The organism is Cupriavidus sp. 94F1 (genome assembly GCF_057798875.1).
In genome coordinates this window covers 426,075-442,551 of record NZ_JBYOJT010000001.1, presented here as the reverse complement: position 1 = coordinate 442,551, position 16,477 = coordinate 426,075, and the positions used below count along the sequence as shown (strand labels likewise).

Sequence of the window (16,477 nt, the reverse complement as noted above, 5' to 3'; positions counted from 1 at the left end):
CCGAATTTGATGCGCTTCGCCACTATTGTGCGCTGAGCGCCACCTGAGAGCCTGGACATGTACGACTTGCCCGATTCCCGAGGCCATTTCGGCCCCTATGGCGGTAGCTTCGTTTCCGAAACGTTGGTCCACGCGCTGGACGAGTTGCGCGACGCCTATGCGCACTACCAGCAGGACGCGGACTTCAACGCCGAATTCCAGCGCGAGCTGAAGCACTTTGTCGGCCGCCCGTCGCCGATCTACCACGCACAGCGTTGGAGCGAGACGCTCGGCGGTGCCCAGCTGTTCTTCAAGCGCGAAGACCTGAACCACACTGGCGCCCACAAGATCAACAACGTGATCGGCCAGGCACTGCTGGCCCGGCGCATGGGCAAGAAGCGCGTGATTGCCGAAACCGGCGCCGGCCAGCACGGCGTGGCCACGGCGACCATCGCCGCGCGCTTCGGCATGGAGTGCGTGGTGTACATGGGCTCAGAGGACGTGCGCCGCCAGGCGGCCAACGTCTATCGCATGAAGCTGCTGGGCGCCACGGTGGTGCCGGTGGAAAGCGGTTCGAAGACGCTCAAGGACGCGCTCAACGAGGCCATGCGCGACTGGGTGACCAACGTCGAGACCACGTTCTACATCATCGGCACGGTAGCCGGCCCTCACCCGTATCCGATGATGGTGCGCGACTTCCAGTGCGTGATCGGCGAGGAGTCGAAGGTGCAGATGCCCGAACTGACCGGCCGCCAGCCGGACGCCGTGATCGCCTGCGTGGGCGGCGGCTCGAACGCCATGGGTATTTTCTACCCGTACATCGAGCACAAGGACGTGCAGCTGATCGGCGTGGAAGCGGCCGGCGACGGCCTGGACACGGGCCGCCACGCGGCGTCTCTGACGGGCGGGTCGCCGGGCGTGCTGCACGGCAATCGTACCTACCTGCTGCAGGACGAGAACGGCCAGATCATCGAGACCCATTCGGTGTCGGCCGGCCTGGACTATCCGGGCGTGGGGCCGGAACACGCGTGGCTCAAGGACATCGGCCGCGCGCAGTATGCGCCGATCACCGATGACGAGGCATTGAAGGCGTTCCACGACTGCTGCCGCATCGAAGGCATCATCCCGGCGCTGGAATCGAGCCATGCCATCGCGTACGCGTGCAAGCTGGCGCCGACGCTGCCCAAGGACAAGCTGCTGCTCGTGAACCTGTCCGGCCGAGGCGACAAGGACATGCACACCGTGGCCGAACGTGCGGGGTTGAAGCTGTAATGCGTGCGCTGCCCCCCGACACTACGACCCAGGCGGAAGAGGGCGGCGCCGCGGCGCCGTTCGACATCCTCGACACCGAAGCCGTCCGCCTGTACCAGGAAGACGCGCTTGAAGGCATCCAGCGCATCGCGGACGGATCGGTCGACCTGATCGTCGCCGATCCGCCCTATGGCCTGGGCAAGGACTATGGCAACGATTCCGACCTGCTGTCGGGCGACGCCTACCTGGAATGGTCCGAACGCTGGATGGATGCCATCATCCCCAAGCTGGCCCCCAAGGGCACCCTGTACCTGTTCTGCACGTGGCAGTACTCGCCCGAGCTGTTCGTGATGCTCAAGAAGCGGCTGACGATGATCAACGAGATCATCTGGGATCGCCGCGTGCCGAGCATGGGCGGCACCACGCGCAAGTTCTCGTCGGTGCATGACAATATCGGCTTCTTTGCCCGTCAGCGCGACTACTACTTCGACCTCGATCCGGTGCGCATTCCGTACGATGCCGAGACCAAGAAGGCCCGCAGCCGGCCGCGCTTCGAGGGCAAGAAGTGGCTCGAGGTGGGCTACAACCCCAAGGACCTGTGGAGCGTGCCGCGCATCCACCGGCAGGACCCCGAGCGCGCCGATCACCCCACGCAGAAACCGCTGGAGATCGTCGAACGCATGGTGCTGTCGAGCTGCCCGCCGGGCGGCGTGGTGCTGGACCCGTTCACGGGCAGCGGCACCACGGCGGTGGCCTGCGTGCGCCACGGTCGGCGCTTTGTCGGCTTCGAGATGAACCCGCAATATGCCTCGCTGGTGCGCGATCGCGTGCGGGCCGCGCAGCCCGTGTACGCGCCGATCCAGCCCGACAGCGTGGCCGACGGCCTGCCCGCGGGCACCGAGACGACGCCGGCCGCTGCCAACGACGATGCCAATGACGTGGCATCGCCGGTGCAGCGCCTTATCTGATTCCGATGGTCAACGACATGTCCCGTATCCAGAAGACTTTCGCGGCACTGGCCGCGCAGCAGAAGAAGGGCCTGATCCCGTTCATTACCGCCGGCGACCCGGCGCCCGCGCTGACCGTGCCGCTGATGCATGCGCTGGTGGCGGGCGGTGCCGACGTGATCGAGCTTGGCGTGCCGTTTTCCGACCCGATGGCGGACGGCCCGGTCATCCAGCGCGCCTCGGAGCGCGCGCTGGCGCAAGGCGTCTCGCTGACGCAGGTGCTGGCCTGGGTCAAGGAATTCCGCCAGACCAACGACACCACGCCCGTGGTGCTGATGGGCTATGCGAACCCGATCGAACGCATGGGCGAGGAAACGTTTGCCAAGGCCGCCTCGGCTGCCGGCGTGGACGGCGTGCTGGTGGTGGACTACCCGCCCGAGGAGTGCGAGTCGTTTGCCGGCCTGATGCGCGCCAACCAGATGGATCCGATCTTCCTGCTGGCGCCGACGTCCACCGACGACCGCATTGCCGCCGTGGCCAGGGTGGCCAGCGGCTATCTTTATTACGTGTCGCTCAAGGGCGTGACCGGTTCGGCCACGCTGGACCTGGACAGCGTGGCCGCGCGCCTGCCGTTGATCAAACAGCACGCCAACCTGCCGGTGGGCGTCGGCTTTGGCATTCGCGATGCGCAAACGGCGCGCGCGATCGGCAGCGTGGCGGACGCCGTGGTGATCGGCAGCCGCCTGGTGCAGCTGCTCGAAGACGCACCGCGCGACCAGGCCGTGGAAGCCCTGCGTGCGTTTATCGCCGACATCCGCCAGGCACTGGACGCCTGAAAAGGTGTCCAAAGCGTGACGATTGCCGGAAACGCGCAGCAAAAATCGTTGCCGATTGCGGCGGTTTGAGACTTAAGCGGCACAATCGGCGCGTTTTGCTTAGGCGAGATGTGCCGGGCGTGGTAAATTCGCGGCCTGATTCCCTGCCGTCCCTGTGTCCGCCCCCTGAAAACGGGGCGTCGATGCGCGGGCGGCAGTTATCCGAAAGGAGCTTTCATGAGCTGGTTGGATAAACTCCTGCCTCCCAAGATTCAACAGACCGACCCGTCCACCCGCAAGGGCATTCCGGAAGGGTTGTGGGTCAAGTGCCCGTCGTGCGAGTCGACGCTGTACCGCACCGACGTGGAAGCCAATCTGCACGTCTGCCCGAAGTGCGACCACCACATGCGCATCCGCTCGCGCGAGCGCCTGGACAAACTGCTGGACGCCGAAGGCCGCTTCGAGATCGGCCAGGAAATCGTGCCGGTGGACGCCCTGAAGTTCAAGGACACGAAAAAGTACCCGGACCGCATCAAGGCCGCCATGGATGACACCGGCGAGACCGACGCGATGGTGGTCGTTGGCGGTGCGATCCACACCATTCCGGTGGTCGTGGCCTGCTTCGAGTTCGAGTTCATGGGCGGTTCGATGGGCTCGGTGGTGGGCGAGCGTTTTGCGCGTGGCGCGCAGGCTGCGCTGGAGCAGAAGGTGCCGTTTATCTGCGTGACCGCCACGGGCGGCGCGCGCATGCAGGAAAGCCTGCTGTCGCTGATGCAGATGGCCAAGACCACGGCCATGCTGAACCAGCTGTCGAACGCCAAACTGCCGTTCATCAGCGTGCTGACCGACCCGACCATGGGTGGCGTGTCGGCATCGTTCGCGTTCCTGGGCGATGTGGTGATCGCCGAGCCCAAGGCGCTGATCGGCTTTGCCGGCCCGCGCGTGATCGAGCAGACCGTGCGCGAAAAGCTGCCGGAAGGCTTCCAGCGCGCCGAATTCCTGCTGCAGAAGGGGGCCATCGACATGATCGTCGACCGTCGCCGCCTGCGCGCGGAAATTGCCCAGCTGCTGGCGCTGCTGCAAAAGCAGCCGGCCGATGCGGTGGCCTGACGCGGTAGCGTGATTTGCAGGACAATGGCGCGGGTACCCACCCGCGCCATTTTGTTTTTAGTCGTGTCGTAACTCAGCATGCCCATCTTCCACACACTCCCCGACTGGCTTCAACACCTGGAAACCGCCCATCCTGTGGGCATCGACATGGGTCTGACGCGTATCACGCGCGTCAAGGAAGCACTGGGGCTGCGCATCGACGCCGTGGTGTTCACCGTGGGCGGCACCAATGGCAAGGGGTCCACCTGCGCGATGCTGGAACGCATCCTGCTGGAGGCCGGCTACAAGGTGGGCCTGCATACGTCGCCGCACCTGATCCGGTTCAACGAGCGCGCCCGGCTGAACGGCGAGCAGGCCACCGACGCGCAGCTGCTGCCGCACTTCGAGGCCGTGGAGCGCGCCCGCACGAGTTTTGCCGATCCGGTCAGCCTGACGTATTTCGAGTTCACGACGCTGGCCATCATCCATATGTTTGCATCGGCCGGGCTCGACGCGATCATCCTCGAAGTGGGCCTGGGAGGCCGGCTCGACGCCGTCAATGTGATCGACACGGACTGCGCGGTCATCACCAGCGTCGATATCGACCACACCCAGTACCTGGGCGATACGCGCGAGAAGATCGGCTACGAGAAGGCCGGCATCTTCCGCCCCAACGTGCCGGCCATCTGCGGCGACCCGATGCCGCCGCAATCGCTGATCGACCATGCCGAGGCCATCGGCGCCGACCTCTGGCTGGTGGGCCGCGATTTCCGCCACCAGGCCGCGGCGGGCCAGGAGCGCCAGCAATGGGACTGGACCGGCCGCGACCGCAAGCTCAATGGGCTGGGATACCCGGCGCTGCGTGGCGCCAACCAGCTGCTGAATGCGTCGGCGGCGCTGGCCGCGCTGCAGGCCATGCGCCCGCGCCTGCCGGTCAGTGCGCAGGAAGTGCGCAACGGGCTGGCGTTCGTGGAGCTGCCCGGCCGCTTCCAGGTGATGCCGGGGCGTCCGGCCGTGATCCTCGACGTGGCGCATAATCCGCATGCCGCGGCCACCCTCGGCCAGAACATGGAGAACATGGGGTTTTTCCGCTACACCTATGCGGTGTTTGGCGCCATGGCGGACAAGGACATCGCCGGCGTGCTGCGCCACGTGGCCGACAAGGTCGATCACTGGTGCCTGTGCGACCTGCCCACGGCGCGCGCCGCCACGGCTAGTGACCTACGCGAGGCACTGGACGCCACGGGCTTCCGGGAAGGGCCGGATAACACGGCGGCGTGCTTCTCGAGTCCGGAACTGGCGTATCGCGATGCTGTCGAGCGTGCAACCGAGAATGATAGAATCCTGGTCTTCGGATCGTTCTACACCGTGGCTGGCGTGATGGCATATCGCGCCACGCAGGCCAACTGAATGCCAGTCGGCATGTCTGGCTGAACTCCCGGGCCGGAACGACATCACACCGAACACCACTCTTTGGGCATTTATGGGCCTGCTTTCGCTGTTCTCGTCCCGCAAGGGCACTGACCCGGCACCCGAACGCGGTCGCCGCACGCGTGCGGAAACCGGCGCCGGCATCGGCGCGTCGCGCCGTACGGCCGACGAATACGCGGACGATACCCTCGATCCCGACTTTCCTCAGAAACAACGTGCGCGTCGCCGCCTGATCGGCGCCGTGGTGCTGCTTGCGGCGGCCGTCATCGTGCTGCCGATCGTGTTCGAGCACAAGCCACGGCCCGTGTCCGACGACGTGGCCGTCAGCGTGGCCAACGGCCAGGGCGCGCAGAAGCCCAAGGTCGAGGCGCGCAAGGCACAGGCGCTGCCGCCGTCGGCCAACGCCGGCCGCAACGACGCCGCGCTCGATGCAGGCGAGGAAATCGTCACCGCGCCGGCCGTGGACAAGCCCAGGGCCGACGCCAAGGTCGAGACCAAAGTGGCCGAGACCAAGGCCGCCGAGGCCAAGCCGGCCGATAAGCCGGCCGATAAGCCGGCCGACAAGCCTGCCGCCGCCAATACCAAATACCTGATCCTGATCGGCGCGTTCTCCTCGGAAGAGCGCGCGAAGAACTGGCTGGCCAAGCTCAAGGAGAGCAAGGTGCCGGCGTTCGTCGAAAAGAAGGCGCTGGCCGACGGCGACCGCATCCTGCTGCGCGCGGGACCGTTCGCCAGCCGCGATGCGGCCGATGCGGCCGACAGGAAGGTGCGGGCGATCGGCCTGACCTCGAAGGTGGTGGAGCAGTAGCGTCCCGGGCAGCGACGTAGCCGATAACGTCCCGATTACGTACCGATTGCAGGGCGGCAGTTTGCCCCCATCTGACAGGAACCCGCATCGCACGCATGGCTTTTACCTTTTTTGACTATGGCGTGGCCTTCATTCTGGTGGCGTCTGCGCTGATTGGCGTGCTGCGCGGCCTGGTGCGCGAGATGCTGGCGCTGGTGGGCTGGGTCGTGGCGTTCTTGCTGGCGTATCACTTTGGCGGCATGGCCGCGAAATGGATGCCGGAGTCTCTGCCGGGCGGCGAACTGACGCGCAGTGCGCTGGGCTTCCTGGCCGTGTTCTTCGGCACGTGGATCGTGTCGGCGCTGGCCGGGGCCATCCTCGGCCAGTTGCTGGAAACCACCGGCCTGAAGCCGGCGGACCGTGGCCTGGGCCTGGTGTTCGGCCTGGCGCGTGGCGTGCTGATCGTGATGCTGATCGTCGTGCTGGCGGGGCTCACGAAGCTGCCCGACGAGCCGTTCTGGCGTGACGCGGTGTCGCGCCCGTATGTGATCCAGGCGATGGGGGAGCTGCGCCAATGGCTGCCGCCCGACCTGGCCAGGTACGTCAAGACCTGAATCGAAGACGCGAGTGCTTGAACGTTGGGCGCTCGCGGCGCAGTATCAACGCAGTTCCGTCGCGTACATGACGGAACGGCGCCCCCTGAATCAATTTGCCTTTCCTGGGAGTTCGGCATGTGCGGTATCGTCGGCGTGGTTTCCACCAGCCCTGTCAACCAACTCATCTATGACAGCCTGCTGCTGTTGCAACACCGCGGACAGGATGCAGCCGGCATCGCCACGGCCAATGGCAGCACCTTCCACATGCACAAGGCCAACGGCCTGGTGCGCGATGTGTTCCGCACGCGCAACATGCGCGGCCTGCCGGGCACGTCCGGTATCGGCCAGGTGCGCTACCCGACCGCCGGCTCCGCGTCGAGCGAGGAAGAAGCCCAGCCGTTCTACGTGAACGCGCCCTACGGCATCATCCTGGCCCACAACGGCAACCTGACCAATTCGGATCAGCTGCGCGAGGAGATGTTCCGCCGCGACCGTCGCCACATCAACACGCATTCGGATTCCGAAGTGCTGCTGAACGTGCTGGCCGACGAACTGCAGCGCGCCAGCAATGGCAAGTCGCTGGAGCCGGAGACCATCTTCACGGCCGTCAGCGGCATGCATCGCCGCGTGAAGGGCGCCTATGCCATCACGGCGCAGATCTCGGGCTATGGCCTGCTGGCCGTGCGCGACCCGTTCGGCATCCGCCCGCTGTGCATCGGCAGCGTCGACACGCCGACCGGCAAGGAATACCTGATTGCGTCGGAATCGGTGGCGCTCGAAGGCATGGGCTACACCATGGAGCGCGACGTGGCGCCGGGCGAGGCGATCTTCATCGACCTGGACGGCAAGTTCCACAGCAAGCAATGCGCCGACAATCCGCAACTGACGCCCTGCATTTTCGAATTCGTGTACCTGGCCCGTCCGGACTCGTGCATCGACGGCGTGCCGGTCTACGATGCCCGCCTGCGCATGGGTGACTACCTGGCCGAGAAGATCCGCCGCGAAGTGCCGGCCGGCGAGATCGACGTGGTCATGCCGATTCCCGATTCGAGCCGCCCGGCCGCCATGCAGGTGGCCAACGCGCTCGGCGTGCCGTACCGCGAGGGCTTCTTCAAGAACCGCTATGTGGGCCGCACGTTCATCATGCCGGGCCAGGCAGTGCGCAAGAAGTCGGTCCGCCAGAAGCTCAACGCCATGGGCGTGGAGTTCAAGGACAAGAACGTGCTGATCGTCGACGATTCGATCGTGCGCGGCACCACGTCATTCGAGATCGTGCAGATGGCCCGCGACGCCGGCGCCAAGAAGGTGATCTTCGCTTCGGCCGCGCCGCCCGTGAAGTTCCCGAACGTGTATGGCATCGACATGCCCACGCGCGCCGAACTGGTGGCCCATGGCCGCACCGACGAGGAAGTGGCGCGCATGATCGGCGCCGACCAGCTCGTGTATCAGGACGTGGAGTCGATGAAGCAGGCCGTGCGCGACATCAACCCGAACCTGCGTGACTTCGACGCGTCGTGCTTCGATGGCAAGTACATCACCGGCGATATCGACGAGGCCTACCTGGATCGCCTGGAAACGGCGCGCAGCCAGGCCGACCGCGAAGGCAGCAACGGTGGCGATACCGAACGTTCGCAACTGCATCTGCAACGATCGGGCGGCAACGAATAACGACAAGCCATCAGATTGCGCACTCTGCTGCGCGGTCTGGGTCAGCAAGGCTTCCGTGTGGCCCTCTCCCCGCCGGCGGGGGAGGGCGTCTTCGATATTCCCTCGGCGCCCTCAGCGCCCTCAGCGCAGCAGTCGCCTGCGCAGCAGTACCAGGGCCACCACCAGCGCCACGATGGCATAGGCCGCCAGCACGGCCAGATGCAGCGCGGCATTCTCCACCGGCCTTCCCAGCATCAGCGGACGAATCAGTGCCACCGCGTGCGCCAGCGGCAGGACCATCGTCGCCTTCTGCGCGCCCTCGGGTAGCTGTTCCAGCGGGAAGAACACGCCCGACAGCAGCAGCATCGGGGTCATCACCAGCGTCTGGTAGAACATGAAGAAGTCGTAGCTCGGCGCCAGCGCCGTGATGATCATCGCCAGGCTCGCGAACGCAATGCCGGCCAGCACGATCACCGGCAGGGCGGCCAGCGCGCCCGGGAACTGCGCGTAGCCAAGCAGCCCCGCCACGATCATGATCGCGGCGCCCGACAGCACCGCCTTGCTGGCGGCCCATAGCACTTCTCCGAGTACCACGTCGCCCAGCGTCAGCGGCGCATGCATGATGGCTTCCCACGTGCGTTGCACGTGCATGCGCGAGAAGGCCGAATACATCGACTCGAAGCTGGCCGACATCATCACGCTGGACGCCGTGGTGCCGGCCGCCAGGAAGGCGATGTACGACACGCCATGCACCTGGCCCACCAGCAGGCCCAGGCCCAGGCCCAGGCCGAACAGGTAGATCATCGGATCGGCCAGGTTGCCGATCATCGACGGGATGGCCAGCTTCTTCCAGACCATGTAGTTGCGATACCAGACCATCATCCAGTTGCGCCCGTTGCGTGGCAGCAGGGGCTGGGGATAGTGCTGGGGGGCTGTCGACGCCGCAGATCCTGGCGAAATTGCGATGTCGGGATTGCGGGGGTCCTGTTCGCTCATCTCGGTCATCCGTGTCTCAATCTCTCATCTCGCGGCCGGTCAGCTTGAGGAACACGTCCTCGAGGTTGGCGGGCCGGTGCAGGTAACGTACGCCGCCCTTGCCGTGCAGGGCGGCCAGCAGCGGATCGGGCTGGCGCACGTAGCAGAACAGCGTCTCGCCGCGCATTTCGCACCGGTCGGCCAATGGCGTCAGCGTGTCGCGCAGGGGTTCGAGCTCGTCGCCGTAGACCTCCACCACATCGCAGCCGATTTCGCGATCGATCAGCTCATGCGGCTTGCCCTCGGCGATCTTGCGCCCGGCATCGATCACGCACAGGTGATTGCAGAGCCGTTCGGCCTCTTCCATAAAGTGCGTGGTCAGCAGAATCGTCTTGCCCGCGGCAAGCAGCGACTTGAGGCGCTCCCAGATCAGATGCCGTGCCTGCGGGTCGAGGCCGGTCGTGGGCTCGTCCATCACGAGCAGGTCGGGATCGTTGATCAGCGCGCGCGCCACGGTCAGGCGCCGGCGCATGCCGCCGGACAGGTCGCGCACCTGCGCATTGGCCTTGTTCTCAAGCCGCGCGAATTCCAGCAGCCGGGGCACCTGTTCGGCAATCCGGGCGGACGACAGCCCGAAGTAGCGGCCGAAGATGCGCAGGTTCTCGATCACCGAGAAGTCGGGGTCGAGATTGTCGAACTGCGGCACCACGCCCACGCGCATGCGGGCCTGCGGGGCGCGCAGCGGGATGGGCTCGCCACACAGCGTCAGCGTGCCCGATTCGGGCGTGGTCAGCCCCAGCAGCATGCGCAGCGTGGTGGTCTTGCCGGCGCCGTTGGGGCCCAGCAGCCCAAAGCACTGCCCGGGCTGGACTTCCAGGTCGAGATTGTCGACGACGAGCTGGTCGCCGTAGCGTTTGCGCACATTGCGCATCTGGAGGATGGCGGTCAAGGCGAGGTCCTTGCGAGCGATATCCGCCATTATGCCGGCCATCGCGTGACGCATTGTTGGCGCATCGCAGCAAGACAATTCCATTCGCGGCGGCATATCGGCAGGCTGGCGGGGCTGGGCGGACAGGCGTACGCTTGGCGTCTTCAGAACAACAATGACGACGCAACAGGAGAGCGCATGTCCTTCGAGCACTGGATCACATTCGTACTGACCAGCGTGGTGGTGCTGATCATTCCCGGTCCGACCATCCTGCTGGTGATTGGCGATGCGCTCGCGCACCGCGGCCGCAGCGCCTATGCCACGGTGGGCGGTGTGGCCGCCGGCGACCTCACCGCCTTCACGCTGTCGATGGCGGGCCTGGGCGCCGTCCTGGCAGCCTCTGCCACGCTGTTCACGGGCCTGAAATGGGCAGGCGCGGCCTATCTGGTCTATCTCGGCGTGCAGGCGCTGCGCACGGCTGGCCGGGCGCGCTCGCTCGATGTGGCGGCGCAGTCGGGCAGCGGACGCCAGCGATTTGCCAAGGCCTGGCTGGTGACGGCGCTGAATCCGAAGAGCATCGTGTTCTTCGTGGCCTTCGTGCCGCAGTTCATCGATGCAAAGCTGGCGTTCTGGCCGCAGGCCGTGGTGCTGATTCCCACGTTCGTGGTGCTGGCCACGGCCAACGCCATGGTCTACGCGCTGCTGGCGCGCTCGCTGGCCACGCGTCTGACCTCGCAGCGCGCACAGGCCAACGTGCAGCGCGCAGGCGGCATCACGCTGATCGGTGCCGGCGCGCTGATCGCCACGCGCACCTGAGCGCCCGCCATCGCGTTCCCGGCCCGGCACGCGGGAACGCGGACGAAAAAAAACCGCCAGCGAACTGGCGGTTTTTCTTTTGGCAAGCCCGAATCAGTAGAGCTTCTTCGGCAGCATTTGCATGCGCAGACGCTTGCGCAGACGGGCCTCGGCAGCCTTCTTCTTGCGCTTGCGCTCGGTCGTCGGCTTTTCGTAGGCGGTGCGGCTCTTCAGTTCCACGATCAGTCCAGTCTGCAGAATGGAGCGACGGAAACGACGCATTGCAACTTCAACGGGCTCGCCCGGTTTCAGAACGATCTTAGTCAATTCAGTCCTTCAGGAATAACCGCCAGAGGCGGTGGGTTCATAGGAGGGAAACGTGTCGCGTCCGGCTCCGGAGCCTTCCGAGACGTTGGTATCGCACGCTGCGGCGAATGCCGTGGTGCGCCCCCTAGAACCTGCTACGGACCGAAATCCATACTGCCTGTGTCAGGGGTGACGGGCCAAATTTTCCTAGCTAGGTAAAAACTTGGCGACTACCTGTTTCCGTGGATATTGCGCAAGAAATACGCCGGTAAGCTTTTACAGGTATACCGGACGGGAGTCAAGCTATTCAGGGCAATCCAAGACTATACCCCAGAAAATGTGCTTGAGAGCGCCTTTTCAATGGATTTTGCGTCAAGGCAACAGACTGCCCCACGCCGATGCCAGCAACACCGCGCCAGGAGCCGTTCGAACCGCTTCAGCCGCGCGGGCGATCGAATGAAGCGCGCGGCCCCGGCGCCCAGCACTGCCCACGCCCCCATGCAGGGCAGCGACACGACAAAGAAGATCAGTGACAGCCGCATCACCTGATGCGGCTGGTCGGCGCCATGGCCGGCAAAGACACTGACGACGGCCAGCGCCATCATCCACGTCTTGGGGTTCACCAGCTGCAGGCCGGCGGCGCCTACGAGCCCGAGCGGCTTGCGGGGTGGTTCGTTGCCGTCCGTGGCAACGGCCGATGCCGGGCTGCGCCAGATCTGCCAGGCCAGCCAGGACAGCCAAAGCACGCCGGTCCACGCCATGGCGCGCTGCAGGAACGGATGGGTGGCCAGTGCGTCGCCGACGCCGATGCCGACGCTCAGCACCAGCAGCGCGGCGCCGCCGCAGCCGCCAACGATGATCGGCAGCGTAGCCGCCACGCCACGGCGTGCGCTGTGGCTCAGCACGATAACGTTGGTGGGCCCGGGCGTGATCGACGCCACGACGGCAAACATCAGAAAGGGGAGAAAGGGCAGGGTATCGCTCATGCGGCCATTGTTGCGGCCGCGCCGCCTAGGCGTCTGGAAGATTTGAGCAGCGTTTGCGATAGTGGGCCGGCGTCAGGCCATAGGCCCGGCGGAACCATCGGCCTAGATGGCTCTGGTCGGCGAATCCCAGCGCCGTGGCCACGTCGGCGGGCGTGGCGCCGCGTGCCAGCATATGGCGGGCGCGCGCCAGCCGCAGTTGCACCAGGTAGGCGTGTGGCGCAATGCCGAACGCGGCCTTGAAGGCGCGGGTCAGCCGATAGCGGTCCACGCCGCCGGCGGCGGCCAGGTCGTCCAGGCCGATGTCCTGGTCCACGTGGTCATGCAGGTAGTCGCGCGCGCGTTGGGCTGCCAGCGGCAGCCGCGGATCGATGGCGTGTGCCGTGCGCCAGCGCAGATTGGACGTCAGCCGGGCCAGCAGGGCGTCGAGCGCGGACTGCCGGACGATGCGCAGTTCGGGCTGTTGCAGCACCGTGAACGCATGGCCGATGGCTTCGATCAGTTGCGGATCTTCGCTCAGCGTACGCGCGAAGGCGGGCTGGCAGTGCGCCGGAGCATCGTCGAACAGCGCGCGGAGTTCGCGCGCCATCCACTGGGCGTCCAGATACAGCATCGAGTAGGTAAAGCCCTCGGGCGTCACGGCGTAGCCATCGTGGATTTCACCCGGCTCCAGCGTGAAGGCCTTGCCCGGCACGCTGCGCTGAACCTCGCGCCGGCAATGAAACTGCTGGATGCCCTGTTCGGTGTAGCCGACCAGGTAACTGTCATGCCAGTGCGGATCGTACGCATGGCCCTCGAAATGGGCGCGAATCGTCTCGATGCCGGTGTCGGCATCCTGCTTGAGGTCGATCCAGCTCTGGGGGCTCACTGCGGGGTCCTGGTTTGGCGTATGCGGCTGTTCATCATAGCCACATCGGCCAGGGCTTTCTGGAACGTTTGTGCGGGGAGGGGGGATTGCCGGTGCGACGGCGCGCGATTGGGATGCGCGGCGGAAAAAGAAAAAGGCCGATGCTTTCGCATCGGCCTTCCTCTTCTATCGGTTGGCTCCCCGACCTGGGCTCGAACCAGGGACCTACGGATTAACAGTCCGGCGCTCTACCGACTGAGCTATCGGGGAACAGCTGAGAAAGAAATTATAACCAGCTTCTCTTCGTTTCGTCAACAACTTTTTAACGTTTTGTTTTCGTCAGAAGTTGTCGTTGGAACTCTGGTTCGCCTCGAAACCGGCCAGCACTGGGCGTTTCCGCCTTTTGCTGCATTGCCGTGTTCAACAGCGAGGCCGCATTATAGCCAGCTTTTTAAATTGTGCAAACAAAAAAATCGCCCGGAGGCGATTTTTTTGCATTGGCCTTCGACAGGTCAATCGAACACCGGCGATTCCACGCCCAGCACCTTGTGCAGCTTCGGCGACGTCGTCGTGTATTGCATGTGGATCTTCTTGTCCGGGAAGATGTACGGCGCGGCGCCGAACGCTGCCAGCGCGGCTTCGTGGAAGCCCGACAGGATCAGCTTCTTCTTGCCCGGGTAGGTGTTGATGTCACCCACGGCAAAGATGCCCGGGATGTTCGTCTCGAACTTCTCGGTATCCACCTTGATCTGCTTGCGCTCCAGGTCCAGGCCCCACTCGGCGATCGGGCCGAGCTTCGGCGACAGGCCGAAGAACACCAGCAGGTCGTCCAGCGGCATGCGGCGCGTCACGCCGTCGCCACCGGTCACCTTGATCTCGGTGAGCACGCCGTCCTTCTCTTCATAGCCGCCGATCTGGCCGACCATGAATTGCATTTCCATCTGCTCGCACAGGTCGCGCATCTTGGCCACCGAGGCCGGGGCGGCACGGAAACCGTCGCGGCGGTGGATCAGCACGATCGACTCGGCCTTGCCGTGGAGGTCCAGCGCCCAGTCCAGCGCCGAATCGCCACCACCCACGATCACCAGGTTGCGGCCATGGAAGCGGCTCGGATCCTTCACGCGGTAGAACAGTTGCTTGCCTTCGAACTTGTCGATGCCTTCCACCTTGACCGTACGCGGCTGGAATGAGCCCACGCCGGCGGCGATGAAGATGGTCTTGGTGATGAAGCGGGTGCCGAGCGACGTCTCGACGAAGAAGCGGCCGTCTTCACGGCGCTCGACGACGCTGACTTCCTGGCCCAGGTGGAACGTGGGCGAGAACGGCTCGATCTGCTTGAGCAGGTTGTCGGTCAGTTCCTGGCCCGTGCAGATGGGCACGGCCGGGATGTCGTAGATCGGCTTGTCCGGATACAGCTCCACGCACTGGCCGCCCACTACCTTGAGCGAGTCGATCACATGCGCCTTGATTTCGAGCAGGCCGAGTTCGAACACCTGGAACAGGCCAACGGGGCCGGCGCCAACGATCAGCGCGTCGATTTCCAGCGGCTGGCCGCCGTTGTTGCCGCCAGCCTGCTGGGTCGCGTCGGCCACGGGATTTGGAATGCTCAAGTCCATATTCGTCCTGATACGTTGTGGGCACGGCAGGTGCCCGGTATTACGGGAAAGCGCGTGGGGACGGCTTTCTGCGACGCCGGGCAGGCAGATCCGGCGTGCCGCCGGCAGGTATCCGCCACCCGTTGCGTCAGTCTTCTCTTAGCGTTGCAGGTATTGCAGCTTGTCGGTGGCGTCCTTCCATTCCTCGGCCTCGGCCAGCGGGGCCTTGGTCTTGGTGATGGACGGCCAGTTGCGGGCCAGCTCGGCGTTCAGGTCAATGAACTGCTGCTGGTCGCCGGGCACATCTTCCTCGGCGTAAATCGCGTTCACCGGGCACTCGGCCACGCACACGGCGCAGTCGATGCATTCGTCGGGATCGATGGCCAGGAAGTTCGGGCCTTCGCGGAAACAATCGACCGGACACACATCAACGCAGTCGGTGTAACGGCAACGGATGCAGGCTTCGGTGACAACGTGAGTCATTTCGGTTCCAGAAAAACGGATCGGTCTTCGATGGGGAGTTTGTCCAAGGCCGGATTCTTGCCGGTCGTTCTTGCGAGTTGTCCGGGTACGCGCCAAACACCGTGCGTGTCAATCGGGATAACTTGGGGCGAGCGAGGGCCGAGGCCTTTCAAAGACCGATATTGTAGCTGAGCCTTCTCGCAAGGATAGTGAGTCTATATAGCCGGGTCAGATAGTTTTCTTATTTCTTTATGTATTTTTGGTGCGAAATCGGCCGCTGAGGCGCGTCTGGCGCAGGTTTGCGGGCGGAGCGATCTCCCGCTCGGCGGCCTCTCCAGCTAGTATTTCCCTGTGTTTTGCGCGGCTTTTCGGGCCAGCGGGTGCCCCCGCAGGCGCTTTTCATTCCGTTTCCGGCCGTTGCGCTCGAGTGATCGAAGGCAAACTTGCAAGGGGATTTGCTTATGGCAGCCAGCCTGATGGGGCGCGGCAGGGGGCGTCGGACGGTCTTTCTGACCGGGGCCGCCGTGCTTTTTTGCGCCATGGTGGGCATGGAGGCAGCCGCCCAGCCCGCGCCGCCCCGGCAGGGCGAGATGGCCGATAGCGTGGTGTCGCGCCTGGTGGCGTGGCGTGCGCGTACCGACCAGCCCGTGACCTTGTCTGCCTTGACCGCCTTCGACTGGGACAGCTTCAGTGTGGTCCGGACCCCGGCGGGGATGGCCATGGCGAACTGCAATCGCGAAGGCTTCCTGCCGTGCGACAAGGATCTCCAGCCTTCGCCGGACACCCTGATCCAGGTGCTGCGCTTCGACCGGGCAGGGCAGTCGGTCTACCAGGAGCGCATCATGGCGGCCTCCGCCAATTTCGCCGATCCGCTACCCGCGGCCGTGCCGCGCAGCCAGGCCACGCTGGTCAGCTGCGATGGCGACCAGGGGCAGCGGCTCTGGTGCCTGCAATCGAAGCGGCCGGGTCGCCAGATTTCGCCGGCGCTGCGCGGCCTCGACGGCGGCTGACCCCGCGCCCGCGCCGGCCATCTCCATGCCGCGC

At 65.1% G+C, this 16,477-nt stretch carries 17 protein-coding genes and 1 tRNA gene; 10 read left to right on the top strand and 8 right to left on the bottom strand.

All coding sequences use genetic code 11. The features are described from left to right. Positions 1-57: 57 nt before the first annotated feature. From trpB to purF, 8 genes are all read left to right on the top strand, one after another. A complete protein-coding gene (gene trpB / locus AC3FJ6_RS02005) occupies positions 58-1,251 on the top strand; it encodes a tryptophan synthase subunit beta (protein WP_488770486.1) in 1,194 nt (397 codons plus the stop codon). Then, entirely contained in the window at positions 1,251-2,198 is a 948-nt protein-coding gene (locus AC3FJ6_RS02000; RefSeq protein ID WP_400392618.1) for a DNA-methyltransferase, read from the top strand. Before trpB ends, AC3FJ6_RS02000 begins: the two co-directional genes overlap by 1 nt. 17 nt (positions 2,199-2,215) lie before the next feature. Next, a complete protein-coding gene (trpA, locus tag AC3FJ6_RS01995) occupies positions 2,216-3,013 on the top strand; it encodes a tryptophan synthase subunit alpha (protein ID WP_400392621.1) in 798 nt (265 codons plus the stop codon). Between the two features lie 216 nt (positions 3,014-3,229). Beyond that, entirely contained in the window at positions 3,230-4,102 is an 873-nt protein-coding gene (accD, locus tag AC3FJ6_RS01990) for an acetyl-CoA carboxylase, carboxyltransferase subunit beta (RefSeq protein WP_066731042.1), read from the top strand. A gap of 78 nt (positions 4,103-4,180) precedes the next feature. Next, complete coding sequence (gene folC / locus AC3FJ6_RS01985; RefSeq protein ID WP_488770485.1) at positions 4,181-5,491, top strand: bifunctional tetrahydrofolate synthase/dihydrofolate synthase; 1,311 nt, start codon at positions 4,181-4,183, stop codon at positions 5,489-5,491. Positions 5,492-5,564: 73 nt separating this feature from the next. Further along, entirely contained in the window at positions 5,565-6,320 is a 756-nt protein-coding gene (locus AC3FJ6_RS01980) for an SPOR domain-containing protein (protein WP_488770484.1), read from the top strand. A gap of 95 nt (positions 6,321-6,415) precedes the next feature. Further along, on the top strand, positions 6,416-6,913 hold the full coding sequence (locus tag AC3FJ6_RS01975; protein WP_488770483.1) for a CvpA family protein: 498 nt from the start codon (positions 6,416-6,418) through the stop codon (positions 6,911-6,913). 117 nt (positions 6,914-7,030) lie between these two features. Then, on the top strand, positions 7,031-8,563 hold the full coding sequence (purF, locus tag AC3FJ6_RS01970; RefSeq protein ID WP_400392635.1) for an amidophosphoribosyltransferase: 1,533 nt from the start codon (positions 7,031-7,033) through the stop codon (positions 8,561-8,563). Positions 8,564-8,683: 120 nt separating this feature from the next. Here purF and AC3FJ6_RS01965 read toward each other — a convergent pair whose 3' ends face one another. Then, entirely contained in the window at positions 8,684-9,538 is an 855-nt protein-coding gene (locus AC3FJ6_RS01965; protein WP_400392641.1) for an ABC transporter permease, read from the bottom strand. A gap of 16 nt (positions 9,539-9,554) precedes the next feature. Then, a complete protein-coding gene (nodI, locus tag AC3FJ6_RS01960) occupies positions 9,555-10,448 on the bottom strand; it encodes a nodulation factor ABC transporter ATP-binding protein NodI (protein WP_400392644.1) in 894 nt (297 codons plus the stop codon). Between the two features lie 195 nt (positions 10,449-10,643). On the opposite strand from nodI, the gene AC3FJ6_RS01955 reads away from it, so the two are divergent. Beyond that, positions 10,644-11,261, top strand: coding sequence for a LysE family translocator (locus AC3FJ6_RS01955; protein WP_488770482.1), 618 nt, complete (start codon positions 10,644-10,646; stop codon positions 11,259-11,261). Positions 11,262-11,354: 93 nt separating this feature from the next. Here the strand turns inward: AC3FJ6_RS01955 and rpsU are convergent, their stop codons facing one another. From rpsU to fdxA, 6 genes are all read right to left on the bottom strand, one after another. After that, a complete protein-coding gene (rpsU, locus tag AC3FJ6_RS01950; RefSeq protein ID WP_066731027.1) occupies positions 11,355-11,567 on the bottom strand; it encodes a 30S ribosomal protein S21 in 213 nt (70 codons plus the stop codon). A 302-nt stretch (positions 11,568-11,869) separates the two neighbouring features. Further along, entirely contained in the window at positions 11,870-12,532 is a 663-nt protein-coding gene (locus AC3FJ6_RS01945; RefSeq protein WP_488770481.1) for a LysE family translocator, read from the bottom strand. A 25-nt stretch (positions 12,533-12,557) separates the two neighbouring features. After that, positions 12,558-13,397 (bottom strand): AraC family transcriptional regulator, encoded by an 840-nt coding sequence (locus tag AC3FJ6_RS01940; protein WP_249641098.1) that lies wholly within the window; start codon positions 13,395-13,397, stop codon positions 12,558-12,560. A gap of 173 nt (positions 13,398-13,570) precedes the next feature. Then, positions 13,571-13,646 (bottom strand) — tRNA-Asn (locus tag AC3FJ6_RS01935). Between the two features lie 242 nt (positions 13,647-13,888). Then, positions 13,889-14,992: an NAD(P)/FAD-dependent oxidoreductase gene (locus AC3FJ6_RS01930; RefSeq protein ID WP_092594285.1), complete on the bottom strand. Its 1,104-nt coding sequence runs from the start codon at positions 14,990-14,992 to the stop codon at positions 13,889-13,891. A 138-nt stretch (positions 14,993-15,130) separates the two neighbouring features. Next, the gene (gene fdxA, locus AC3FJ6_RS01925) at positions 15,131-15,454 is read right to left on the bottom strand and encodes a ferredoxin FdxA (RefSeq protein WP_066731019.1); all 324 of its coding nucleotides are present in this window, start codon (positions 15,452-15,454) and stop codon (positions 15,131-15,133) included. A 440-nt stretch (positions 15,455-15,894) separates the two neighbouring features. Here fdxA and AC3FJ6_RS01920 point away from each other — a divergent pair, with 440 nt between their 5' ends. Beyond that, positions 15,895-16,443: a hypothetical protein gene (locus AC3FJ6_RS01920; protein ID WP_488770480.1), complete on the top strand. Its 549-nt coding sequence runs from the start codon at positions 15,895-15,897 to the stop codon at positions 16,441-16,443. Positions 16,444-16,477 lie beyond the last annotated feature (34 nt).